Genomic DNA, 23,407 nt, shown 5'->3' on the forward strand with positions numbered 1-23,407 from the left:
TGTGAAGCGTGATGTTCAGCTAGAGCGAGTGGGGCAGGGCGGATTCCATCCTGCTGCCACGCGCACGACATGGCCTGCTCATTCCGGTGAGCGGGCCATTTTTTCGTGGCGATCAGTCGTCGTCTTTGGTTGGCGCGATCCTGGCCAACTGCTGGGTCGCGATGAGCAGGGCACCACATGAAGTTTTCATCCCTTCCACGGCCACCCGTCGGCCCAGGTATTCGTAGTTTTCTTCACCTGGCAGGATGATGAATTCACATCGGCATTTCGGACAGTAGCCGCGATGGCCCACCCCGGCCATGGGCTTGCCGTACAGCTTCACATTGTCAAATCCTTGCTGGACAACGCCGCCATGCGAGGTCGGATCGTCGAGGCGGATGATGGCCCTGGTCATATGCACTCTCTTTCACAGGAGGAAAAGCAGGGAAGATAAAGCCATCGCTCAGCCTGTGGCGCATAGGCGGCAAGAGATCAATCACAGTCAGTAATTTTTGCAGCACTGCGTCGAATCATTTCGAGAAGTCAGGGCAGGGACTTCAGAAACTTTGTAAGGAAGGTTTCCTTTTTCTGTCATATTCCATAAAATAAATAAGAACTATTATCGTTCGTATTAAATAAAATGAATATGAAGAGGAATCCCTTGCTCCAGTCGTCCCTGCGCGCCCGCCCCAGCGCCATGTCCCGTGCTCTCCGTCCGGTGTTCATCAGCATGGCGTTGGCCGGCTCTCCTGCGCTGGTGCTGGCGCAGTCCACCACCGACAGCGCCGCAGCTGCCGCCAATGACAGTAGCGCCGGCCAATTGCCGACTGTGACCGTCTCGGCCCCCGCTGCAGGCGAGGGAACGCAGCACCTGCAAAGCCAGTCCAGCGCCGGTGCGCTCGGATCGCGTTCGCTGCTGGATACGCCCTTTTCCGTTACCAGCATCACGGCTGCGGATCTGGCCGACAAGCAGGTCAACAAGCTCGGCGACCTGTTCTACAACGAGGCCTCGGTCAGCGACAACAGCGGTGGCTACAGCGCCTGGGCTTCGTACATCACCATTCGCGGCTTGCCGGCGGACTGGCAGAATTCCTTCCGCATCGATGGCAAGCCCTTCCTCGGCTATGGCATCACGCTGCCCTACGATCACTTCGAGCACGTCGATCTGCTCAAGGGCTCGGCCGGTTTCATGTATGGCTTCGGCTCGCCGGGCGGGGTGCTCAACTACGTCACCAAGAAGCCCACCGACACCCCGGTGCGCAGCGTCTCTGTGGGCTATACCAGCAACAGCATCTGGAGCGAGCACGTCGATCTCGGCGGGCGCTTCGGCAACGACAACATGTTCGGCTATCGCCTCAACGTCACGCATGACCAGGGCGAGACCTTCAATGAAGGCCACATCCGCCGCAATTCTGCTTCGCTGGCGCTGGACGGACGCCTCACGCGCGACCTGACCTGGGATTTTCAGGCCATCTGGCAGAACAGCAATTCCACCGACCAGACGCCGTCGGTCGTCATCAGCAGCCTGACCGGCAGCCGCCTGCCCTCGGTGGTCAGCGGGGCCGACAAGACCCTGGTCGGTCCGGGCCAGCATCTCGATACCAACTTCCAGCTCTACCAGACCGGGCTGACCTATCGCCTCAACCCGGACTGGAAGGCCAACCTCAGCTACAGCCACAGCACCTCCAAGCGCTTCCGCAACGAGGACATCGCGATGCTCTCGGATGCCGCCGGCAACTACACCGACTGGCGCTCGGACAGCCGCGAAGGCCATACCTTCGACCAGTGGCAGGCCATGCTGGAAGGCAATGCCCGCATCGGCAGCATCGATCATCAGCTGGTGCTGGGGGCCTCGTGGCAGAAGCAGGTCAATGATTACTCGATCAGCTCGGTGTACAAGCAGATCGGTACCGGCAATCTCTATACGCAGAACACCAATGCGTATTACAGCAGCACCGAGCTGCAGACCTATCACAACGCCATCATCACCCAGCAGGCGGTCTTCGCCAGCGATACGCTGAACTTCTCGGAGCGCTGGTCGCTGCTGGCCGGTGGCCGCTACAACCAGTTCCGCCAGGATAATTTCAGCACCAGCGGCACCCTCAGTTCGCGCTACGACAAGTCGGCCTTGACGCCTACGGTAGCCTTGATGTTCAAGCCCGAGCGCAATACCACCCTCTACACCAGCTATGTGGAATCGCTGGAGCAGGGCGGCGTACCGGGCGTGACCAACACCAACTACGGCAGCCAGCTGAAGCCGCTCAAGAGCAAGCAGTACGAGGTCGGTGCCAAGACCGATCAGCAGAACTGGAGTGCCACCGCTGCGCTGTTCCGTATCGAACGCGCCTCGGAATACACGCTCAACGGGGCGCTGGTGCAGGATGGCCAGTCCAACTACCAGGGGCTGGAACTGGGCGCAGCCTATCGTCCGACCGCGCAGTGGCAAGTGGCCGGCAGCCTCATGCTGCTGGATGCCAAGTACGACAAGGGCAATACCTACAATGGCAATCGCGTGGCCGGTGCGCCGCGCAACATGGCGACCGCATCGGTCGCCTATCTGGTGCCGCAAGTCGCTGGCCTGAAGCTCTCCGCCGATGCCAAATTCACCGGCAGCACCATGGCCCGCGCCGCCAACGACATCGAACTGGCCAGCTATACGCTGTTCAACCTCGGTGCCAGCTACACCACGCGCATCGGCCAGCACGACACGACTTTCCGGGCCTCGGTGAACAACCTGCTGGACAAGCGTTACTGGCAATACCAGTACGAGAACTACATCAAGCCGGGTGACCCGCGTACCTTCAGCGTGTCGGCCAAGGTCGATTTCTGATCTGGTCATGGTCGCCCTCCCGGCAGTCCCTGAATCACTCCGCCAATTAGCCAGGTAATCGAGCCCATGCGCGCACTTCTCGTCCTCCTCCATCGCTGGTTCGGCCTGGCCGTGGCCGTGTTCCTGTTCATCGCCGGCGTGACCGGCGCGCTGATCTCCTGGGATCACGAACTGGATGCCTGGCTCAATCCTCAACTGTTCCATGCCCGCAGCGCGGACCGTCCGGACGTCGGGCAGCCCTTGCCCGGGCTGGAACTGGCGCGGCGCGTGGAAGCGGCCGAGCCCAAGCTGCGCGTGACCTATGTGCTCACCGAAGCCGAGCCCGGCCACACCATCAGCATGATGGTCGAACCGCGCCTGGATGCAGTGACCGGCAAGCTGCCGGTCCTGGATTACAACCAGATCGCGGTGGATCCGGTAACCGCTGAAATACAGGGCCGCCGCATGTGGGGCGCGATTTCGCTGGCGCGTGAAAACCTGCTGCCTTTCCTCTACAAACTGCATTACACGATGCACCTGCCGGACATGGGCGGGATCGAGACCGGCATCTGGCTGATGGGCATCATCGGCATCGTGTGGGCGCTGGATTGCTTCATTGCGCTCTATCTTTCCTTCCCCAACTGGCGCAGCTGGCGCAAGTCGCTGGCCTTCCGCTGGCGCGAGGGCGGGCACAAGCTCAACTTCGACCTGCACCGCTCGGGCGGGGTCTGGATCTGGGGCTTGCTGCTGGTGTTGGCGGTGACGTCGGTGTCGATGAACCTGGAGCGGCAGGTCATGCGTCCGATTCTGCAAAGCGTCTCCACCCTGACTGCGGGTCCCTTCGACACGCGTACGCCGATTGCGCCCGACAAGGTGCCGGAGCCGCGTATTTCACGCGAGGAAGCGGTGGAACTGGGACGCGCGCAAGGCGAGAAGCTGGGCCTGACGGAGCCGGTCGGCGGGGTCTTCTACTCGGGCATGTTCGGGGTCTATGGCGTGGGCTTCTTCCAGCCTGGCAATGACCATGGCGATGTGGGCCTCGGCAATGCCTGGCTGTATTTCGATGCCATGAGCGGCGCCTATGAAGGCGGCAAGATCCCGGGGCGCGGCAGTGCAGGCGATATCTTCCTGCAGGCGCAGTTCCCGCTGCATTCCGGCCGCATCCTCGGGCTGACCGGACGCGTGCTGATTTCGTTGATGGGCGTGCTGGTGGCGATGCTGTCGGTGACCGGGGTAATCATCTGGGTGCGCAAGCGCCGTGCCCGCCTGCAGCAGCGCGAGCGCCTGGCCGCCCAAAAGACACCGGCCCGCGAGGGGCCGGTGGTGGAAGCGCAGTGACGCCGCGCAAGGCATCCTGACGGTGTCAGTGCGCCATCAGCACCGGCAGCGTCATGGTCTTGAGGATGGTCAGCGTCACGCCGCCCAGCAGCACTTCGCGGAAGCGGGTGTGTCCGTAGCCGCCCATGACCAGCAGGTCGGAACCCTTGTCGGCCGCCAGTGAAAGCAGGGCATTGCCGATATCGAGCGTGGTCTGTTCCTGCGCCACTTCCACCTTCACGCCATGGCGCGCGAGATAGAGCGCGATGTCGGCACCGGGTTGCTCGCCGTGGGTGCCCAGGCGCTTGTCGGAGTTGAACAGCACCACCGTCACGTTGTCGGCCTGGCGCAGCAGCGGCAGGGCGGCCGTGATGGCGCGGGTCGATTCCATGCTGCCATCCCAGGCGATCAGGGCATTCTTGCCTACCTGCTTGAATTCACCGGCGCTGGGGATGATGAGCACCGGGCGCGGTGAATTGAGCATGACGTACTCGGGCAGGTCGGTGAGGAAACTGTCATTGGCATCGTCCAGGTCGGCCTGGCTCACCACTACCAGGTCGGCATAGCGCGCCTGCAGGGCCAGTCCACCCTCGGCATCGTCATCGACGAAACGCTTTTCGCAGGAGGGCACGCCGACGCTGTTGGCAATCTTGTCGAAATTTTCCAGCGCGGCCAGCGCGCGGTCGCGGAAACCATCCATCTGCGCCGCGATGTAGGCCGCGCCTTCCATGGTGATGAAGCTGGAGATGCCGCTGACGGCGCTGCCGATCAGGTGCGCCTGCTGTGCGCGGGCCAGTTCGGCGGCAATGCGGATGCGCTGGGCGGCGTGACGCGACTGGTCGACGTGGACCAGGATGGACTTGTAGCTCATGGTGGCTCCTCGGAAATTCGTGGGGGGAAGACATCCGGGGCGGGATGCCATGCAGGCAGATTAGGCCGGGCACCTCCATGCGTCCAGCCCAAATCCCGGGCTGCTTGACGCATGTCAATCGTAGCCCGCTCCTCTTGTAGGGAAGCATCCTTGGCTTGTTTCCATACAAGCACGATGGTTGCGGTATGCTTGTCGGCTTTCGCAACCTGCCTGCCGATCCGGGACTGTCCATGCCATCCATCTTCCACCTGGCCTACCACGTGCGCGACCTCGACCAGTCGCGCCGCTTCTATTGCGACCTGCTGGGTTGCGCCGAAGGGCGCAGCACCGAAACCTGGGTCGACATCGATTTCTTCGGCCATCAACTTTCGCTGCACCTGGGTGAACCGTTTGCCGTGAGCAATACCGGCCATGTCGGCCATCATCTGGTGCCGATGCCGCATCTGGGCGTGATCCTGCAACTGGATGAATGGCAGCAACTGGCGGATCGCCTCAGCGCCAGCGGCGAGGTGCAATTCGTGCTGGCCCCGCAGATCCGCTTTGCAGGCGAACCGGGCGAGCAGGCGACGATGTTCTTCCTCGATCCCTCGGGCAACCCCATCGAAGTCAAGGGCTTCCGCGATCTGGCTACGGTGTACGCGAAATGAGTGCGCCTGCGCCCATCCCCTTTGTCAGCCAGAGCGATGCCGCTGCGGTAGCGGCATGGTTGCAGGCCCTGCGTGCAGCCATGCCGGAGGAAGAGATCATCGCCTTCAGCGAGCTGGACGAAGACCAACGCGCGCAATGCCGCGTGGCCATCGTCGCCAATCCTGATCCGGCGCAACTGAAATTGTTGCCGAAACTGCAGTGGGTGCATAGCGTCTGGGCGGGGGTGGAGCGGCTGGTGGCCGATCTCGGACAGAGCGACTTGCAGATCACGCGCCTGGTCGATCCGCGCCTGGCCGCCACCATGGCCGAAGCCGTGCTGGCGTGGACGCTCTACCTGCATCGCGACATGCCGCATTACGCGCGCCAGCAACAGGCGCGGCAATGGCAGCCGCTGGACTATGTGCTGCCGGAGCAGCGCCGCGTCGGCATCCTCGGCCTGGGCGCGCTGGGTGAAGCGGCAGCCGTGGCATTGCGCCAGGCGCGTTTCCCGGTGCTGGGCTGGAGCCGCAGTGCGCGCAACGTGCCGGACGTGCGGACCTGCAGCGGCATGGACGGGCTGGCGGAGATGCTGGCACAGACCGACATTCTGGTCTGCCTGCTACCGCTGACGGCCGAAACGCGCGGACTGCTGGATGCAGCGCGGCTGGCACTGCTACCTCCTCAGGCACAGCTCATCAATTTCGCACGCGGGCCGATCATCGATGATGAGGCGCTGCGCGAGGCGCTGGATGCGGGCAGGTTGCGCCATGCGGTGCTGGACGTGTTCGCCATCGAGCCCTTGCCGCCGGAGGCGTGGCCGTGGTCGCATCCTGCAGTGACGGTGCTGCCGCATTGTTCGGCACCGACCGATTCGGGTACCGCTTCAGCCATCGTGGCCGCCAATATCCGCCGCTATCGCAACTCCGGCGAGATCGCTGCCAACGTGGATCTCAAGCGTGGTTATTGAACTCTTGAGCCATTGAGCCAAACCGGCGCGCTCACTGGCGCGCGATGGTGAAGCCGATGGTATTGTGCCCGCCGCTGCTGCTGGCAAAAGCGCGCCCGCCATGCATGCGGGCCACTGCCTTGACGATGGCCAGCCCCAGGCCGTGGCCGTGGCTGCCGTTGATGTCCTGGCGCGCGCTGTCGACGCGGTAGAAGCGGTCGAACAGGCGCGGCAGGTGTTGCTCGTCGATGGCCGGGCCGGGATTGGTCACGGCCACGCGCACCATCTCTTCGCCGCCGGAAATGTCGATGCGCAATTGCGCGCCCTGCGGCGAATGCTGGATGGCGTTCTGGATCAGGTTGGTGAGGGCGCGTTTGAAGAGCGCCGTTTCCATGGTGGCTGTGGCCTCCAGATCGCCCGCCACGGTGATGGACATGCCGGTGTCATCCAGCACGAACTCGAAGAAATCCACGGTCTTCTGCACCGCTTCGGCGACCCGCACCGGTACCCGGGCAGTGGCCGCTTCGCCCTGGTCGGAGCGCGCCAGGAACAGCATGTCGTTGACGATGGAACGGATGCGGTCCAGCTCTTCCAGGTTCGATTGCAGCACGTCCTTGAATTCCCCCGCACTGCGTTCGCGCGCCAGCGCCACCTGGGTCTCGCCGATCAGGTTGGCCAGCGGCGTGCGCAACTCATGGGCCACATCCGCATTGAAGGCTTCGAGCTGGGTATAGGCCTGCTCGATGCGTTCCAGCGCGCCGTTGAAGGCATCGGCCAGCACCGACAATTCTTCCGGCAAGGCTTCCACCGGCATGCGGGCCGACAGCTTGCGCGGGGAAAAGCTTTGCGCGCGCGCCGACATGCGCCGCAGCGGCGCCAGCCCCGCCCGGGCGATCCAGTAGCTGGAGATGACCGCCAGCACGATGCCCAGCAGCGAAGAAATGCTGGTGGCCAGCAGGAAGGTGCGGCGCATCTCGAAGTAGGGAGCGCCATCGACACCGACCGTCACGCGCACTTCAGGACGATCCTCGAAGGCCGGCAGGGTGCGCGTCATGATGTGCAGTGGATAGGCGCGGCCCGGCAGGTGCAGGCGGCCGACCTGTTTGCCGTCGGCATGATTGATGGCCGAGGGCGCGAGCCGCGTCAGGTCGCCATAGGTGTAGCGGGGATCATCGCTGGCGATCCAGAAGAACACGTGCTGGTCGGCCTGCGAGAGCGTCGACAGTTTCAACTGTACGCGGGCCCAGCGCTCGGTGTTGCCGGCGCGCTCGATCTGGTAGCTGATGTCGTTGAGGGTGGTGAAGAGCGCATCGCGCTCATGGCGCAGCAGTTCCCCCTTCAGGACGGTGTAGAGCACCACGCCGGCCACTGCAAAGATCAACAGGGCCGACGCCGCCGACATCAGCACCAGCCGCGCGGTGATGGATTGGCGCAGCGGCAGGCGGCGCTTCTTTGCCGGCGCGGCAGCGGCCTCACTCATCGCCGGCATCGGAGGTGGCGCGCGGCTCCAGCACGTAGCCCATGCCGCGCACGGTATGCAGCAGCTTCTGCTCGAAGGGCGCGTCGATCTTGGCGCGCAGGCGCTTGATGGCGACTTCCACTACGTTGGTATTGCTGTCGAAATTCATGTCCCAGACCAGTTCGGCGATGGCGGTCTTGGAGAGGATCTCGCCCTGTCTGCGTGCCATCACGGCCAGCAGGGCGAACTCCTTGGCGGTGAGGTCGATGCGCAGCCCGCCCCGGAAGGCCTTGCGCGAGATCAGGTCGATCTGCAGGTCGCCGATGCGCAGCTGCGGCGCTTCCTGCACGCGGCCACGGCGGGTCAGGGCCTGCAGGCGGGCCAGCAGTTCCAGGAAGGAGAACGGCTTGATGAGGTAATCATCGGCGCCGTCATGCAAGCCCTTGATGCGGTCTTCCACGCTGTCGCGCGCGGTCAGCATGATGACCGGCGTCTGCTTGACGGTACGCAGCGAACGCAGCACGGCAAAGCCATCCAGGCCCGGCAGCATGACGTCCAGCACGATCACGTCGTAGTCATGCTGGATCGCCAGGTGCTGCCCGTCGATGCCGTTGCTGGCCACATCCACCGCGCATCCCTGCTCGGTGAGGCCCTTGCAGAGGTATTCGGACATCTTTTGCTCGTCTTCGACTATCAGGATCTTCATTCGGTCTCCACTGGCCGCGCCGGGAACATTCCCCGGCGCCGGCCCATGCCGGATTCTACCTTCCCGGCTCCCCTTGTTGATGAACAGGCTACGGAGTCAATGTTCCTGCGCCAGGCGCGCGGCCTTGCGTTCCTGCCTTGCCTTCTTCTTGCGTTCGTACCAGTAGTGCGCACGGTCCAGGTAAAGGTAGACCACCGGCGTGGTGAAGAGCGTGAGCGCCTGCGACAGCACCAGGCCGCCGACCATGGCATAACCCAGCGGCCGGCGCAGCTCGGAGCCGGCACCATGGCCGAGCATGAGCGGCAGGCCCGAGAGCAGGGCGCACATGGTGGTCATCATGATGGGACGGAAGCGCAGCAGGCAGGCCTGGTAGATCGCTTCTTCCGGCTTCAGGCCCTGGGTGCGCTCGGCGGTGAGGGCGAAGTCGATCATCATGATGCCGTTCTTCTTGACGATGCCGATCAGCAGGATGATGCCGATCAGGGCGATCACCGACAGGTCGTAACCGCCGATCATCAGGATCAGCAGTGCCCCCACGCCGGCCGAGGGAAGCGTGGAGAGAATGGTCAGCGGATGGATGTAGCTCTCGTAGAGCAGGCCCAGCACGATGTAGACCGCGATCAGGGCGGCCGCGATGAGATAAGGCTGCGAGGCCAGCGAATCACCGAAGGCCTTGGCCGTTCCCTGGAAGTTGCCCACCAGGGTCTGCGGCACGCCCATCTCGTCCTTGGTCTTCTGGATGATGTCCACCGCCTCGCCCAGCGAGACGCCCTTGGCCAGGTTGAAGGAAATCGTCACCGCCGGGAACTGGCTCTGGTGGCTGATCGACAGGTAAGAGGTCTTGGTGGTATCGACCTTCACGAAGGTCGACAGCGGCACCTGCTGGCCGGTCAGGGGCGAGGTCAGGTAGAGTTTGTCGAAGAGTGAAGGATCCTTCTGCAACTGTGGCGTCACCTCCAGAATCACGCGGTAGCTGTTGATCTGCGTGAAGTATTGCGCCACTTGGCGCTGGCCGATGGCGTCATAGATGGTGGCATCGATGAGCGAAGGCGAAATGCCGAAGCTGGAGGCGCGTGCGCGGTCGATGGTGATGACCGCTGCTGCTGCCTGGTTCTGCTGGTCGGAGGCCACGTCGGTCAGCTGCGGCAATTGGCGGAAGCGATCCAGCATGCGCGGTGCCCACACGTTCAGTTCATCGAGGTCGGTGTCGGTGATGGTGTACTGGTACTGGGTGCGCGAGAGGCGGCCACCGACGTTGATGTCCTGGCTGGCCTGCATGAACAGGTTTACGCCTTGCACCTTGGCCACCTGCGGACGCAGGCGCGCGATGACTTCGTCGGCATTGGTGGTGCGGCCTTCATCCTTGGGTTTCAGTGCGATGAAGAATTGCCCGGTATTGAAGGTGGTGGAACCGGCGCTCATGGCAAAGCCGATCACGTCCGGATCCTTGCGCACCACCTCGGCCACCTTCAGCAGCCGTTCCTGCATGGCCGCCGAAGACGTATCCTGGGCCGACTCGGCAAAGCCGACGATGACGCCATTGTCCTGCTGCGGGAAGAAACCCTTGGGGATGAAGATGAACAGCACCACCGTCAGGGCCACCGTGGCGATGAAGCTCATCAGCGTGATGAACTGGTGCTTCATCACCACGTCGAGCCCGCGCTTGTAGCCATTGAGCATGGCATCGAAGCAGCGTTCGAACCATTGATACAGCTTGCCGTGCTGACGGCCATGCTCGTTCTTGAGGAAGCGCGAGCACAGCATGGGCGTGAGGGTGAGCGAGATGATGACCGAGACCGCAATGGTCAGCGTGACCGTCACCGCAAATTCGCGGAACAGCCGCCCGACGATGCCACCCATCAGCAGCAGCGGAATGAACACCGCCACCAGCGACACCGAGATCGAGATGATGGTGAAGCCGATCTCGCCCGCGCCCTTGAGGGCCGCTTCCAGCGGCGACATGCCCTCCTCGACGTAGCGGTAGATGTTTTCCAGCATGACGATGGCGTCATCGACCACGAAACCGACCGCAATGGTCAGCGCCATCAGCGAGAGGTTGTCGAGGCTGTAGCCGACCACGTACATGACCCCGGCCGTGCCCATGATGGCCAGCGGCACCGTGACCGACGGGATCAGGGTGGCCGCCACATTGCGCAGGAACACGAAGATCACCATCACCACCAGCGCGATGGTCAGCACCAGGGTGAATTCCACATCCTCGACGGAGGCGCGGATGGTCTGGGTGCGGTCGATCAGGGTGTTGACGTTGATCGCCGCCGGGATGGCCGCGCGCAGGCGTGGCATGGCGGCCTTGATGCGGCCCACGGTCTCGATCACGTTGGCACCGGGCTGCTTGGTGATGGCCAGCACGATGGAGCGGCCATTGCTGATGGTGTGATCGGCCGTATTGGCCGCACCGGCAAAGGCCCAGGCGGCGATCTTGTTGTTCTCCGGACCGTCGATGGCGATGCCGATGTCCTTGACGCGGATCGGCGCGCCATTGCGCCAGGCCAGGACCATGTCGTTCCACTGCTCGGCCTTGAGCAGCTGGTCGTTGGTATAGACGGTGAAGGCCTGGCGTGCGCCATCGACCGTCCCCTTGGGCTGGTTCACCGTGGTGGTGGCGATGACGCCGCGGATGTCTTCCAGGCTGATGCCCAGCGTAGCGATCTTGGCCGGATCGACCTGGATGCGCACGGCCGGTTTCTGCTGGCCGTTCACGCTCACCAGGCCCACGCCCGAGATCTGCGAGATCTGCTGGGCCAGGATGTTGTCGGCATAGTCGTTGACCACGGTCAGCGGCAGTGCATCGGACTGCACCGACATGATCATGATGGGCGAATCGGCCGGATTGATCTTGCGGAAGGTCGGCGGATTGGGCAGGTTGGCCGGCAACTGGCCGGTGGAGGCGTTGATGGCGGCCTGCACGTCCAGCGCGGCGGCATCGATGTTGCGGTTGAGGTCGAACTGCAGGGTGATCTGGGTACTGCCCAGGGTGCTCTGCGAGGTCATCTGCGAGAGTCCAGCGATCAGCGAAAACTGGCGTTCCAGCGGCTGTGCGACGTTGGACGCCATGGTCTCGGGACTGCCTCCCGGCAATTGCGCGGTCACCTGGATGGTCGGGAAATCGACCTGAGGCAAGGGCGCGACCGGCAACAGCGGCCACACCGCGATGCCCACCAGCAGGATGGCGATGGCCAGCAGCGTGGTGCCGATGGGGCGCTTGATGAAGGCGGCGGAGACGCTCACTTGGTGCTTCCTTTCGCGTCAGCGTTGGCGGCAGGTGCAGCAGCAACAGCGCCCTTGGCCGGCTGCGGCTTGCTTTCCACGATGCGGCTGCCCGGCTTGAGCTTGTACTGGCCGTCGATGACGACACGCTGGTCCGCCGTCACGCCGCTGTCGGCGGCCAGTACGGCGACGCCGTCCTGGATGCGGTCGACCTTGACCGGCTGCATGTTGGCCTTGTCGTCCTGGTCGATGGCATAGACATAGGTGCCTTGCTGGTTGCGCTGGATGGCGGCAGCGGGCACGGTCAGGGCGTTGCCGTGGCTGTTCATCTGCAGGCGGGCATTGACGTACTGGCCCGGCCACAGCTTGTGTCCGGCATTGTCGAAGCGCGCCTTCAGCTGCACCGTGCCGTTGGTGGTGTTGATCTGGTTGTCCAGCAGCACCAGCTTGCCGGTGGCCAGTACTTCCTGCGAGTCGCGCGCGTACGCGATCACCTTCAACGGCTGCTGGCTGTTGCGCTGGGCGCGGTTGATGCCGACCACGGCTTCTTCCGGCAGGGTGAAGACCAGCGTAATGGGATCGATCTGGTTGATGACGACCAGGCCATTGGCATCGGCCGCGTGCACGATATTGCCCGGATCGACCAGGCGCGCACCGACACGACCCGAGAGTGGCGCATTGATGGTGGTGTAGCTCAGTTGCACCTTGGCATAGGCCACCTGCGCCTCATCGGTCTTGACCGCTGCCTCCAGCTGCGCCACCAGCGCCTTCTGCGTATCCAGCTGCTGCTGGGTGGCCGCATCCTGGCTGCGCAGGGTGGTATAGCGCTGCAGGTCCAGGCGTGCATTCATGAGCGTGGCGGCATCCTTTGCCCGTTGCGCTTCGGCCTGCGCAAGCTGCGCCTGCAGCGCACGCGGGTCGATCTGCGCCAGCAGTTGTCCCTTCTTGACCTCCTGGCCTTCCTCGAAGCCGACCTTGTCCAGCTGGCCGTCGATGCGGGTCTTGACGACCACGCTGGCGTTGGCGGTGACCGTGCCGACGCCGGCCAGATACAGCGGCAGATCGCGCTCCTGCACGCGGGCCACCGAGACCGATACCGGTGGTGCTGTCTTGGCGGCGGGCTGGTCGGCTGCGGTGGCGCGTTGCATGGCGCTCCAGCCGCCGACGCCGGCGGCCAGGATCAGGGCCGTCGCCACGACGATGGCCAGCGGGGAGCGTTGCGGAGTCGGGGAAGTCTTGGGGGAGTTGGGTGAGGTGGTCATGCCTGAAACTCGTCCTGGAAAATGCACATGGGATTCGGAAGATGGGCCGCGCACATCAGCGCGCTGCCATCGGTGCCTGCACGCTGGCCGGATCGGTCTGTCCGACCTGCCAGCCGCCGCCGGTGGCCTTGATCAGCGCCACGCTGGCGACCAGCTGGCGGCCCAGCAGGGTGACTGCGCTGCGCTGGTTGGTCAGGGAGGTGGCCTGGGTGGTGACGACCGACAGATACGTCACGGTACCGGCCTGGTACTGGCTCATCGCCAGCCGTTCGGCCAGCTGCGCCGATCTGACGGCCTGGGCCTGGGCCGCGCTTTCCTGATCCAGCACGCGCAGGGTGGAGAGGTTGTCTTCCACGTCCTGCAGGCCGGCCAGGACCATCTGCTTGTATTGCGCAGCGGCAGCGTCATAGGCGGCCATCGCAGCGTCGTTGCGGGCAGTGCGCGCGCCGCCATCGAAGAGCGTCTCGGCCAGCGCTGCACCCAGCGACCAGACGCGGCTGGGCGTGTTGAACAGGTCGGCGAACGAGGCGCTGTTGTAGCCGCCGGTGGTCGACAGGGTCAGGGTCGGGAAGTAAGCCGCACGGGCCACGCCGATATTGGCGTTGGCGGCAGCGGCCAGGCGTTCGGCATTGGCGATGTCGGGGCGGCGCTCCAGCAGGTCGGAGGGCAAACCTGCCGGGATTTGCGGCAGGCTGGCCTGCAGGCGCAGGGCATTGGCATCCATGCCGCTGTCGGTGGCCGCCGCCGCTGGCAGGGGAGCCAGGCTGAAGGCCGCCGGTGCCTTGCCGATCAGCATGGCGATGGCGTGTTCCAGCTGGTTGCGGGTGGCGTCCAGGTCGATCAGCTGGGCCTGGGCCGAGCGCAGCTGCGTCTCCGCCTGGGCTACGTCGGAGCGCAGGGCGGTACCGGCTTCGTATTGATGCGTGGTCAGTTGCAGCGAACGGGTATAGGCCTCGACCGTGCGGCGGTACAAATCCTTTTGCAGGTCCGTCACGCGCAGTTGCAGGTAGTTCTGCGCCAGCGTGGCCTGGATCGCCAGGCGGGCCGCGGCCAGGCTGGCGGCGCTGGCCTGGGCGCTGGCATCGCCGGCCTCGGCACCGCGCCGGATGCGGCCCCAGACGTCCGCTTCCCAGGAGGCATTCAGGCCCACGGTGTAGCTGTCGCCCAAGCGTTGCACGCCGTTGGTATTGGTCTGCGCCCGGGTCGCACCGGCCTGCGCGCCGACGGTCGGCCACAGGCTGGCGCGCGCCACGGCGGCCGTGGCCTGGGCCTGGCGATACTGGGCAGCGGCTTGCTGGATGGTCTGGTTGGCGGCGTTGGCCTGATTGACCAGGTCGTTGAGGATGGGATCGCCATAAGCTTCCCACCAGCGTTGATGGTCATCGGCCTGGCGCGGCGCGGCCACTTTCCAGGGGCCTTGTTCCTTGTAGGCCTGGGGCAGATCCATGGCCGGGCGCACGTAATCGGGCCCGACCGCGCAGCCGCCCAGCAGCGCGGCCAGCACCAGTACCGTCATTCCCTTCTTGGCGCGGAAGGGGGAGTGTTGTGGGGGATGAGTGAAATGACGAAGACGGGCGCTGGCTGCGACGCGGCGAAACGGGACGACCATAGGGCTCACGATGATGGCTTGCGGATGAAGGAATGGCCGGCCACGCGGCACCCCTCAGCACCCGAGGCCGACCCCTGCTTACGGCGCTAATGTAAGCCCGGCCGCTCAACGCGAGGCTGACATCAACATGACAATTTTGTCAGCCAGGACGTACACCGACATAGGCAGCCCGCGGGCGGATCAGGCTGCCGCCGCGGCCCTGTTCCAGCGCATGGGCGATCCAGCCCAGCGAACGCCCCAGCGCAAACAGGCCGAAGGCACTGCCGGGCGGCAGGTGCAGATGGCGCCGCACGGCGGCCAGGGCAAAGTCCACCGAGGGCGGATGGCCGGTCAGTTCGCGGACCACCTCGATGGTTTGCTGCCAGCGCGGATGGACCGGCAGCAGCGGCGCCAGCAGGGCGGAAGCGCGCACGTCACCCTGCGGATAGAGATGGTGGCCAAAGCCGGGCAGCTCTTCGCCGCGCGCCAGCCGTTGCCGCAGGCTGGCGGCGGGATCGTCCTGTTCATCCAGCGTCTCGAGCAGGGCTTCGACACGCGCCGTGGTGCCGCCATGCAGCGGCCCGGACAGCGCGGTCAGCCCGCCGATGACGGCCGCCTGCAGGTTGGCGCCGGTCGAGGCGATGCATCGGGCAGTAAAACCCGAGGCATTGAGTTCGTGGTCGGCGCACAGCACCAGGGCACGGCGTACCAGCTGCGCACCGGCCGCATCCAGTCCCCAGGCGCTGGCACATTGCTGGTGCAGGGGCGCGGTGGAAGGCGCCGTTCCGAGCAGGCAGGCGGCCAGGCGGCGTACCAGCAAGCCGCAGCTGGCCAGCTGGCGCGGCAGCGGCAGGTGCCATTGGGCGCCGATGTCTTCGGCGCAGGCCAGGGCAAACAGCGGCAGCAAGGTCTGCTCGGCGCGGCCTGCGCTCCACGCGGACTGGACGCTCTCCAGCCGCGGCGGCCGGGCCGGCGGCACCGGGCCGAAGGCATCCTCCACCGCGCAATCCCAGAGCAGGGCGGCAACCTCTTCGACGCTGGCTTCGGCGCTCAGGGTCACGGCATCATGGCCCCGGTAATAGAGCCGGCCGTCTTCGATCAGCGTGAGCGCCGATTCCAGTACCGGCAAGCCCCAGTCCAATGCTGCCCGCGCCACCTCGCGCGGCTTGCGGCCACGGGAACGGCTGGCGGCCAGCCGCTCGACCTCGGTGGCCAGGTAGCGGCGGTCGCGGGCCTGCCCGCCGGGATGGGCGTGCAGCAGGCCGCGGCTGACGTAGGCGTAGAGCGTCTGGCGGGATACGCCGAGCAAGGTGGCGGCCTCGGAAGAGGAAAGATAGCGGCTCATGGGGGCCCTGAAAGACAGACAAGTTGATTAAATTAATCAATATTGACGATTAATTCAAGGCTAGTATCCTGCAGTCATCGCCCTTTCATTCCGAGGATTGCCATGACATCCCTTTCCCCCTCGCAAGCCATGCTTGCCACGATGTGGAGCGCCCTCGACGGCGATCCTGACGCTCTTGCCGCCGTGCGCCTGACGGGCGAGGGCGGGTTGTCGTCGGTGTTTGCCACCACGGACCTGGCCCAGGCATCGATAGCGGCAGCCGGACTCGCGTTGGCCGGGCTGGTCAGCGGTGCCGGCGGGGCTTACCCCGAGGTGAGCTGCGATCGCCGCCTTGCAGCGATGTGGTTCAGCAGCAGCCTGCGGCCCGAGGGCTGGGCGCCGCCGCCTTTGTGGGATGCGGTAGCGGGCGATTACCGCGCCGCCGATGGCTGGATCCGCCTGCACACCAATGCCAGCCATCACCGTGCCGCAGCCCTGGCAGCGCTGGGGCTGGATGCAGGGCAGGCCACGCGCGAGGACGTGGGTCGTGCCGTCTCGGGCTGGCGCGCCAGCGAACTGGAAAGCGCCGTGGTAGCCCACGGCGGCTGCGCCGCCGAAATGCGCAGCCAAGCGCAATGGGCAAGCCATCCGCAAGGCGCGGCCGTGGCGTCCGAGCCGCTGGTGGCCTGCCGTTACTTCGATGCGGCTGCGGCCGCGCCGCGCCCGGTGGACCCGGCGCGGCCACTGGCCGGGGTGCGGGTACTGGATCTGACGCGGGTGCTGGCAGGCCCGACTGCCACGCGTTTGCTCGCCGCTTTCGGGGCCGATGTGCTGCGCATCGACCCGGCCTCGTGGGAGGAGCCCGGCGTGGTTCCCGACATGACGCTCGGCAAGCGTTGCGCCGGACTGGACCTGCGCCAGCCAGCCGGGCGCGCCGTGCTGGAAGCATTGGTGCGGCAGGCCGACGTGATGGTGCACGGGTATCGTGCCGATGCCCTGGAGCGCCTGGGGCTGGGTGCGCCTCGGCGGCGCGAACTGAACCCCGGGCTGGTCGATGTGGCCCTCAATGCCTACGGCTGGAGCGGTCCGTGGTCGTCGCGGCGGGGCTTCGACAGCCTGGTGCAGATGAGCAGCGGCATTGCCGAGGCCGGCATGCGCGCCGCCGGCAGCGACAAGCCGGTACCGCTGCCGGTGCAGGCGCTGGACCATGCGACCGGTTATCTCATGGCGGCGGCCGCCGTGCGCGGGCTCACCCGGCGCCAGACCGGTGGCGGCAGCCAATACCGCTTGTCGCTGGCCCGGACTGCCCGCCTGCTGGCCGATTATCCGGCCGCCTCAGGCCAATTGCCACTGGCCCCCGAAACGATGGCCGATGTGCATCCGCATCTGGAAATGACCGTCTGGGGCCCGGCCCGGCGCCTGCGAGGCCCGCTCAGCGTGGGGGTGGCCGCGATGGCGTGGGACCGGCCGGCCTCGCCCTTGCGCAGCGTCCAGCCCGCATGGAGCTGATTTCATTTAGCATGGTGGTCTTCGTGAAAACAAACAACGAGACGGCAACATGAGCTTCCCCCTCAAACAACTGGCAGCAGCCAACAAGGGCCTGCTGGCCTTCATCGCGCTGATGGTGGTGTTTCGCAGCGCCATTGCCGACTACAACGTGGTGCCCAGCGGCTCCATGCTGCCGACCGTGATGGTGGGCGACCGCATCCTGGTCGACAAGCTGGCCTATGACCTGCGCCTGCCGCTCACCCACATCAGCCTGCTGCGCCTGGGCGAACCGCAGCGTGGCGATATCGTCACCATCGATTCGCGGCAGGCCGGCGAACTGCTGCTCAAGCGCATCATCGGGCTGCCGGGCGATGTGGTGGAGCTGCGTGACAACGTGCTCTTCATCAACGGCCAGCCCGCCAGCTACGGTCCGGCGCACGCGCGTCCCGAAAGCGGAGATGGCGTCGACCAGGCACGCTACCGCGATGAAAGGCTGGACGGGATGAATCACCTGGTGCGCCTGTCCGAGGCCCATCCCAGCCTGCACAGCAGCTTCGGCCCGGTGGTGGTGCCGGCCGATCATTACATGATGCTGGGCGACAATCGGGACAACAGCATGGATTCGCGCTACTTCGGCTTCTTCGCCCGCAGCGAACTGATGGGGCGCACCCGCCGCATCGCCTTCTCCCTGGATGCCGACCAGTTCTACAAGCCGCGTCTGGAGCGTTTCGGCCGTCCCTTGGACGCGGTGACGATGCAGTAATGAGATTTCCGGGATTTTTGTCACAAAAATCTTCGTTTTTTTGCTGTCAATCGCTCAAGTTGTCCAAAAGCATGCCGTTATCAATGACGGAAAACATGCCTTTGTCATCTGGAGCACATCATTTCTCTCACCTTCATCTCCGATCCGGCCACCGGTCGCCGCAGGAATGCCGTCAGTCATGACGCCATCCTCGATGCCACTTATGTGATGCTCGAGGAGATCGGTTTCGACAAGCTCTCCCTGGAGGGCGTGGCGGCGCGCGCCGGCGTAGGCAAGGCCACCATCTACCGCTGGTGGCCCAACAAGAGCGCACTGGCCATGGAAGCCCTGCTGCGCGCGGTGGAACCCTTGCCGCCGCTGGGCGACAGCGGTTCGGCCCGCGACGACATCGAACAGCACATGCTGCAACTGTCCCAACTGTTGCGCGGCAAGTCCGGGCGGGTGGTACGCGAGATGATCGCGCTGGCCCAGTTCGAGCCCGAGAGCCGCCGCATTTTCAACGACAACTACCTGGAGCCGCGCCGCCTGGCGCTGGTCAACGTGCTGCGCCGTGGCGCCCAGCGCGGCGAATTCCGGGAAGATGCCGACCTCAACCTGGTCTTCGACCTGCTGTACGCCCCCGTACTGCAGCGTCTGCTGACCGGCAGCGCCGACATCGACGAACGCCAGATCCAGTCCCAACTGAAACTGGTCCTGGGCAGCATTGCGCTGTCCCAACCCCTTTTGACGCCAAGTAAAATTTCGAGCCAACAAACGTAAATTTTATTGAGCAGTACCCCGATTGCACCTAGAATCCGAGACGAAACGTATCGTATTGGTTCTGGGCAAGTGAACTTTTGCGTCAAAAATCAGCGATTGCGGGCCACCGGGATACGCTGAAAGCGCCAGCAGACGGCGGCTTTCGACGACAAGAATCCATCTCTTCCTCCGCAGAGGGCGCGGAGGACAGCCCTCGGGAAATGCGAGCCACCTGTTCAGCGGGTGACCTGCTTCTTCCCATGCACCGGTGCAGGCCGGTGCAATTCCAGACGACGTTGATCCGAACAGACATTGCCAGCATCCCTCACGGGAGATTGGCGCATGGTTGCCGCCGCGCATTTGGGCGTCGTCACGACGGCGCGTGGGCAACCCAGGGGCAGACCACACATGCAACATATGCCAGTGCAAGGGGGAAATATGCACAGCAACGCTATGCAGTCATGCCGGGGCGATGATGCTTCCGGCGATGGCCAGGAATTCCGCCGCCGCTATCGCAAGATGCGGCGCTGGTGTCTCACCGGCTTCGTCGGCATTCCGTTCTTGCTGGGATTTCTCTGGCTGCAGTTCGTCGCCGCGCGCAGCGGCGGCGAATTGTTTTACGCCGATCACGTCTGCGATTGCCGTGAGGCAGTCTCGATGTGGGTACGCGATTATGTATGGACGCAGATGATCTGGCTGCCGGGCAACATGCTGTTCCTGCTGATCTGGATCGCGTTGGCAGTCAAGCTGTGGAGCGGCAAGCGCAGCGCAGGCTGATCCTGCGCGTCATCAGCTGGTCAGCCATCGATATGGGCCACCAGCGGCAAATGGTCGGAGGCCACGCGTGACAGGGCGGTGCGGTGGACCTGCACCTGCAGCAGGCGTTGACGCGGGCTGATCCAGATGCGGTCCAGCGCAAACAGCGGCCAGCGAGATGGGAACGTGCGCGGCGCGGGTGCGGCCTCGAAGTGGGAAACCAGCCAGCGCAGGGCACGCCCCCACATGAACCATTCATTGACGTCGCCCATGAGGATCACCGGCGCTTGATCGGTATCGAAGGCCTGCAGCAGCCGTTTGATCTGGGCACGCCGCTCAGCGGGCTTGAGTCCCAGATGGGTGGCGATCACGCGCAGCATGTGGCCGTGGCAATCGATATCCGCATCCAGTGCGCCGCGCGGTTCGCGGCTGCCGAAGGACAAGTCGATGCTCTGTTTGGCCAGAATGGGGTAGCGGCTCAGGACGGCATTGCCATAACGGCGTTCGGCACTCTCCATGGTCGGTCCCTCGACCGCGAAAAATCCAGTCTCGTTCCTTAGCAAGGACAGCACATCCGGCTGCGAGGAGCCGCCCAGGGGCACTTCCTGCAGGGCCACTACATCCGCATTGATTTCCTTGAGCACCTGGGCAATGCGCTGCGGGGAGAATACGCCATCGGTGCCGATCGCCCCATGGATGTTGTAAGTCGCCACGGTGAGCGGCCATGGGTCGAGGTCGCGCAAGGGCACATCGCCGGTGAGGACGAGTTCCGTATCGGAACGCGCCTCCGCCGTCGATGCCGGCTGGTACTCGGCGGCACGATGGGTCAGGCTACCGGAGCGCATCAGGCCTGCCTCGCCTCCACGCCATGCTCGGCGCTGACGCGCGCCATGCCCTCTTCGCCCGGAGTGTGCGGCGCAGGGCTCTTGCGGGTGGACGGTGCGGACGATTTCGATTTCTTCCCGTCGCGCGGCTTGAGCAGCTTCTGCAAGCCAAACGCCATCAACATCAGCGCGGCGGTCACGCCGACCAGAATCAGCACGGTCTGCAAACTGGGATGGCGGATGGCTTCGGCCAGGTTGTGCGAGAACACCACCGTCAGCGCGATACCGGGGGCCATGCCGATCAGGGTGCCCAGCAGGTAATCGCGCAAGCCAAGGTGCGACGCGCCCGCCACCACGTTGACGACCGTGAAGGGCGCAATCGGCAGCAGCCGCACCACGGCCATGGCAGCGATGCCGCGCTGGGCAAAGCGTCGGCTCAGGTTGTTGATGCGCGGACCCAGCATGTCGCGCAGCGCGTCATGCCCCAGCCAATGGCCCAGGCCGAAGCCGAGCAGGGCGCTCAAGCCCACGCCCGCCGTGGCATACAGGCCGCCATTCACCGGGCCGAACACCACCCCCGCAACCGCGATCAGCACCGTGATGGGTACCATCAGCATGCCCGCCACCACGAAGGCCGCAATCACGATGGCCGGTGTGAAGGGCATCTGGTCGACGCTGCGCGCCAGCGCAATCAGCGAGCTCAGGTTGATCCATTCGCGCAGCGGCGTGAAGCGCCAGGCCAATGCAAAGACCACCAGTGCCACGGCCAGCACGCCCAGGCCGATCATGCGGCGCGGCACCGGCTTTCTGGCGCTGTGCGGTACATAGGCATCGACGATTTCATCGGGACTGATGGGGCGTTCCGGATCGAAGACGGCATTGTCCTGGGTCAAGGCATCCAGCTCCGGGATGAGGCGCGGATCCATGGGGCGCAGTTCGCGCCGTTCTGCCTTGCGCAAGCGGGCGATGGCGCCATGCAGGCTCTGGTCCTGCTGAAGGGCGGCTTGCACATCGGCAGGTGCGACGCCCAGGTGCTCGGCCAGCAGGCGGTTGCGCATGAGCGCGATGGCCGCGCGGATTTCGTCCTGCTTGGCGGCATCGCCCTGCAATTCGATGGTCAGGTTGCATTCGGTGTCGAAGGCCATGGAGCGATTGCTCATGTTGGCCGAGCCGACCGAGAACAGCCGGTCATCCATGCTGAAGACCTTGCTGTGGACGTTCAGGCAGCAGCCATCCTCCAGGCCGGGCAGGTGCGGGCAATACATCTGGTAGCGCGTAGCGGCCTGGTCGCCCTGGTTTTCCAGGGCGCTTTTGAGACGGTGATGGATGCGGGCGCGCAGCGCGCCCATGGTGGCCTGCTCCAGCCAGCCGCTCTGGGTCTGCGGAGATATGACGGCCACTTCGGGGCCTTGCGGTTCGCGCAGGCGTGCGCCAATTGCTTCGGACAGCACGTTCGAGGTGAAGTACTGGTTTTCGAAGAACAGGTGATGCTGCGCACCGGCGATGGCATCAAGATAGAGTTCGCGCACTTCAAACACCCCCGGACGATCTTCGTAGGCAGGTTCGGTGCGCGAGATGCCGACCCGCAGATCGCACAGATCGGGCTCGAATCCCTGTGGCCATGGATCATCGGCAGGCAAGCTGGTGGCCTGCATCAACGCGGTACGGCGTTCGGCATAGCCGGCCAGGCTCCAGCGCCGACGCGCCAATTCACCCAAGGCACGGGCGACATCGCCGTCGACCATGGCCTGCACGTCATGGAAAGGGGCGTAAGGCTTGTCGTCGGGATCGCGCCGCAGCGGGTTCTCTGGGAGATGTTCCGGCGTATCCCAGCGGCAGCGGGTCAGGTCAAGGCCGCCCACGAACGCCAGCTTGTCATCGATCACCACGATCTTCTGATGATGCGAAGCGCCGACCGGATGGCGCGCATCGGTACGGAAGTGCAGCCGCTTGTTACGCGCACGGCCCGGCTTGCGGGCAATCATCCATTCACGTTCCAGCGCGTAGAGCATGGCGTAGTCCCAGTTCAGCACGCGGATGTGCAGATCGGGCTGGCGCTCGACCAGCGCATGCAGCAGGTCACCCAGCTGCGGCGGCAAGCCATCGTCGGTGTCAGTGATATCGGGTACCAGGACGGTACGGCTGTCGATATCCCAGCCGAGAATGAAGACGCTGCGCCGGGCGTTGAGCAGGGCCATGCGCAAGGCGCGGAAATAATCGGCGGCGTCGATGAGCAGCTTGAAACGCTGCGCATGTTCCACCCGCCAGCAATTGCGGCCGGGCTGCAGCAGCCCCGCTGCGGGGGATTCCTGGACAGGGGTGGACGACATCATGGCCTCCGGCGACACGTGAGTGTTGTGATCGTTGTGGTGTGAATGGGATCAGGGCTTGCCAACAGAAATCGGATGTTCATCCGTGTCGGTCGATTGCCGGGACGGATCCGTCGCGCCGTTGCTGCGCTCTTGCACCGCCTGGTGCGGCAGAGGCTTGGGCTTGCGCTGGTCCATGCCGGTCTCGGTGGCTTCCGTGGTTTCTTCGGGCAGGGGAATCTTGTCGCTCACGATGGGCTCCTCTTCACTTTCAATCACTTGTGGTTCATTGCGGCGGCTGGCCGTTGGAGGCGGTGACGCCACCGTCGACCGGCAGGTTCACACCGGTCACGAAGCCGGCATCAGGGCTGGCCAGGAAGGCGATCACGGAAGCAATCTCCACCGGGTCCGCC

General features: G+C 64.8%; 20 protein-coding genes. 8 read left to right on the forward strand and 12 right to left on the reverse strand.

What is annotated here, in order from left to right:
- Positions 1 to 112: 112 nt before the first annotated feature.
- The gene (locus tag B3873_RS22770) at positions 113 to 394 is read right to left on the reverse strand and encodes a PAAR domain-containing protein (RefSeq protein ID WP_039787084.1); all 282 of its coding nucleotides are present in this window, start codon (positions 392 to 394) and stop codon (positions 113 to 115) included.
- A gap of 282 nt (positions 395 to 676) precedes the next feature.
- Here B3873_RS22770 and B3873_RS22775 point away from each other — a divergent pair, with 282 nt between their 5' ends.
- Both B3873_RS22775 and B3873_RS22780 read left to right on the forward strand, forming a co-directional pair.
- Positions 677 to 2,809, forward strand: a complete 2,133-nt coding sequence (locus B3873_RS22775; RefSeq protein WP_348745753.1) for a TonB-dependent siderophore receptor — start codon at positions 677 to 679, stop codon at positions 2,807 to 2,809.
- Between the two features lie 66 nt (positions 2,810 to 2,875).
- Positions 2,876 to 4,126, forward strand: a complete 1,251-nt coding sequence (locus tag B3873_RS22780) for a PepSY-associated TM helix domain-containing protein (RefSeq protein WP_286869219.1) — start codon at positions 2,876 to 2,878, stop codon at positions 4,124 to 4,126.
- Between the two features lie 25 nt (positions 4,127 to 4,151).
- Here the strand turns inward: B3873_RS22780 and B3873_RS22785 are convergent, their stop codons facing one another.
- A complete protein-coding gene (locus B3873_RS22785) occupies positions 4,152 to 4,976 on the reverse strand; it encodes a universal stress protein (protein ID WP_039787081.1) in 825 nt (274 codons plus the stop codon).
- Between the two features lie 230 nt (positions 4,977 to 5,206).
- Here B3873_RS22785 and B3873_RS22790 point away from each other — a divergent pair, with 230 nt between their 5' ends.
- Together B3873_RS22790 and B3873_RS22795 are read left to right on the forward strand one after the other, a co-directional pair.
- The gene (locus tag B3873_RS22790; protein WP_039787428.1) at positions 5,207 to 5,623 is read left to right on the forward strand and encodes a VOC family protein; all 417 of its coding nucleotides are present in this window, start codon (positions 5,207 to 5,209) and stop codon (positions 5,621 to 5,623) included.
- On the forward strand, positions 5,620 to 6,570 hold the full coding sequence (locus B3873_RS22795; protein ID WP_286869220.1) for a 2-hydroxyacid dehydrogenase: 951 nt from the start codon (positions 5,620 to 5,622) through the stop codon (positions 6,568 to 6,570). The genes B3873_RS22790 and B3873_RS22795 overlap by 4 nt, the downstream gene beginning before the upstream one ends.
- Positions 6,571 to 6,601: 31 nt before the next feature.
- Here the strand turns inward: B3873_RS22795 and B3873_RS22800 are convergent, their stop codons facing one another.
- The 6 genes from B3873_RS22800 to B3873_RS22825 all read right to left on the reverse strand — a co-directional run bounded on the left by B3873_RS22800 (position 6,602) and on the right by B3873_RS22825 (position 16,137).
- Positions 6,602 to 8,029 carry a heavy metal sensor histidine kinase gene (locus B3873_RS22800; protein WP_039787427.1) on the reverse strand — a complete coding sequence of 476 codons (1,428 nt, stop codon included), beginning with the start codon at positions 8,027 to 8,029 and terminating at the stop codon, positions 6,602 to 6,604.
- Positions 8,022 to 8,714, reverse strand: coding sequence for a heavy metal response regulator transcription factor (locus B3873_RS22805; protein WP_034341551.1), 693 nt, complete (start codon positions 8,712 to 8,714; stop codon positions 8,022 to 8,024). The genes B3873_RS22800 and B3873_RS22805 overlap by 8 nt, the downstream gene beginning before the upstream one ends.
- A gap of 96 nt (positions 8,715 to 8,810) precedes the next feature.
- Positions 8,811 to 11,963, reverse strand: coding sequence for an efflux RND transporter permease subunit (locus B3873_RS22810; protein WP_286869222.1), 3,153 nt, complete (start codon positions 11,961 to 11,963; stop codon positions 8,811 to 8,813).
- A complete protein-coding gene (locus B3873_RS22815; protein WP_051156429.1) occupies positions 11,960 to 13,204 on the reverse strand; it encodes an efflux RND transporter periplasmic adaptor subunit in 1,245 nt (414 codons plus the stop codon). The genes B3873_RS22810 and B3873_RS22815 overlap by 4 nt, the downstream gene beginning before the upstream one ends.
- Positions 13,205 to 13,259: 55 nt before the next feature.
- The gene (locus tag B3873_RS22820) at positions 13,260 to 14,720 is read right to left on the reverse strand and encodes an efflux transporter outer membrane subunit (RefSeq protein WP_286869223.1); all 1,461 of its coding nucleotides are present in this window, start codon (positions 14,718 to 14,720) and stop codon (positions 13,260 to 13,262) included.
- Positions 14,721 to 14,952: 232 nt separating this feature from the next.
- Positions 14,953 to 16,137 (reverse strand): citrate synthase family protein, encoded by a 1,185-nt coding sequence (locus B3873_RS22825; protein WP_286869225.1) that lies wholly within the window; start codon positions 16,135 to 16,137, stop codon positions 14,953 to 14,955.
- Between the two features lie 102 nt (positions 16,138 to 16,239).
- Here B3873_RS22825 and B3873_RS22830 point away from each other — a divergent pair, with 102 nt between their 5' ends.
- The 4 genes from B3873_RS22830 (at position 16,240) to B3873_RS22845 (ending at position 19,882) form a co-directional block, all read left to right on the forward strand.
- Positions 16,240 to 17,625, forward strand: coding sequence for a CoA transferase (locus B3873_RS22830; protein ID WP_286869226.1), 1,386 nt, complete (start codon positions 16,240 to 16,242; stop codon positions 17,623 to 17,625).
- A 49-nt stretch (positions 17,626 to 17,674) separates the two neighbouring features.
- Positions 17,675 to 18,367 carry a signal peptidase I gene (gene lepB, locus B3873_RS22835; protein ID WP_286869228.1) on the forward strand — a complete coding sequence of 231 codons (693 nt, stop codon included), beginning with the start codon at positions 17,675 to 17,677 and terminating at the stop codon, positions 18,365 to 18,367.
- A 186-nt stretch (positions 18,368 to 18,553) separates the two neighbouring features.
- On the forward strand, positions 18,554 to 19,126 hold the full coding sequence (locus B3873_RS22840) for a TetR/AcrR family transcriptional regulator (protein ID WP_286869235.1): 573 nt from the start codon (positions 18,554 to 18,556) through the stop codon (positions 19,124 to 19,126).
- A 321-nt stretch (positions 19,127 to 19,447) separates the two neighbouring features.
- Positions 19,448 to 19,882, forward strand: coding sequence for a hypothetical protein (locus B3873_RS22845; RefSeq protein WP_286869230.1), 435 nt, complete (start codon positions 19,448 to 19,450; stop codon positions 19,880 to 19,882).
- 20 nt (positions 19,883 to 19,902) lie between these two features.
- On the opposite strand, the gene B3873_RS22850 is transcribed toward B3873_RS22845, so the two are convergent.
- The 4 genes from B3873_RS22850 to B3873_RS22865 form a co-directional block, all read right to left on the reverse strand.
- Entirely contained in the window at positions 19,903 to 20,706 is an 804-nt protein-coding gene (locus B3873_RS22850) for an endonuclease/exonuclease/phosphatase family protein (RefSeq protein WP_286869232.1), read from the reverse strand.
- A complete protein-coding gene (locus B3873_RS22855; RefSeq protein WP_286869233.1) occupies positions 20,706 to 23,015 on the reverse strand; it encodes a VTT domain-containing protein in 2,310 nt (769 codons plus the stop codon). The genes B3873_RS22850 and B3873_RS22855 overlap by 1 nt, the downstream gene beginning before the upstream one ends.
- Positions 23,016 to 23,066: 51 nt before the next feature.
- Complete coding sequence (locus B3873_RS22860) at positions 23,067 to 23,246, reverse strand: hypothetical protein (RefSeq protein ID WP_286869234.1); 180 nt, start codon at positions 23,244 to 23,246, stop codon at positions 23,067 to 23,069.
- 34 nt (positions 23,247 to 23,280) lie between these two features.
- Positions 23,281 to 23,407 (reverse strand): SDR family oxidoreductase (locus B3873_RS22865; protein ID WP_286869236.1); only part of this gene is annotated, 127 nt, incomplete at its 5' end.

Source organism: Herbaspirillum sp. UBA812 (assembly GCF_002296545.1).
In the GTDB taxonomy this organism is placed as follows: domain Bacteria; phylum Pseudomonadota; class Gammaproteobacteria; order Burkholderiales; family Burkholderiaceae_D; genus Herbaspirillum; species Herbaspirillum huttiense.

Bases quoted from the DNA above. Each gene is read 5' to 3' on its own strand.
- B3873_RS22770 (WP_039787084.1), bottom strand. From the start codon at position 394: ATGACCAGGGCCATCATCCGCCTCGACGATCCGACCTCGCATGGCGGC.
- B3873_RS22775 (WP_348745753.1), top strand. From the start codon at position 677: ATGTCCCGTGCTCTCCGTCCGGTGTTCATCAGCATGGCGTTGGCCGGC.
- B3873_RS22780 (WP_286869219.1), top strand. From the start codon at position 2,876: ATGCGCGCACTTCTCGTCCTCCTCCATCGCTGGTTCGGCCTGGCCGTG.
- B3873_RS22785 (WP_039787081.1), bottom strand. From the start codon at position 4,976: ATGAGCTACAAGTCCATCCTGGTCCACGTCGACCAGTCGCGTCACGCC.
- B3873_RS22790 (WP_039787428.1), top strand. From the start codon at position 5,207: ATGCCATCCATCTTCCACCTGGCCTACCACGTGCGCGACCTCGACCAG.
- B3873_RS22795 (WP_286869220.1), top strand. From the start codon at position 5,620: ATGAGTGCGCCTGCGCCCATCCCCTTTGTCAGCCAGAGCGATGCCGCT.
- B3873_RS22800 (WP_039787427.1), bottom strand. From the start codon at position 8,029: ATGAGTGAGGCCGCTGCCGCGCCGGCAAAGAAGCGCCGCCTGCCGCTG.
- B3873_RS22805 (WP_034341551.1), bottom strand. From the start codon at position 8,714: ATGAAGATCCTGATAGTCGAAGACGAGCAAAAGATGTCCGAATACCTC.
- B3873_RS22815 (WP_051156429.1), bottom strand. From the start codon at position 13,204: ATGACCACCTCACCCAACTCCCCCAAGACTTCCCCGACTCCGCAACGC.
- B3873_RS22820 (WP_286869223.1), bottom strand. From the start codon at position 14,720: ATGACGGTACTGGTGCTGGCCGCGCTGCTGGGCGGCTGCGCGGTCGGG.
- B3873_RS22825 (WP_286869225.1), bottom strand. From the start codon at position 16,137: ATGAGCCGCTATCTTTCCTCTTCCGAGGCCGCCACCTTGCTCGGCGTA.
- B3873_RS22830 (WP_286869226.1), top strand. From the start codon at position 16,240: ATGACATCCCTTTCCCCCTCGCAAGCCATGCTTGCCACGATGTGGAGC.
- lepB (WP_286869228.1), top strand. From the start codon at position 17,675: ATGAGCTTCCCCCTCAAACAACTGGCAGCAGCCAACAAGGGCCTGCTG.
- B3873_RS22845 (WP_286869230.1), top strand. From the start codon at position 19,448: ATGGTTGCCGCCGCGCATTTGGGCGTCGTCACGACGGCGCGTGGGCAA.
- B3873_RS22850 (WP_286869232.1), bottom strand. From the start codon at position 20,706: ATGCGCTCCGGTAGCCTGACCCATCGTGCCGCCGAGTACCAGCCGGCA.
- B3873_RS22855 (WP_286869233.1), bottom strand. From the start codon at position 23,015: ATGTCGTCCACCCCTGTCCAGGAATCCCCCGCAGCGGGGCTGCTGCAG.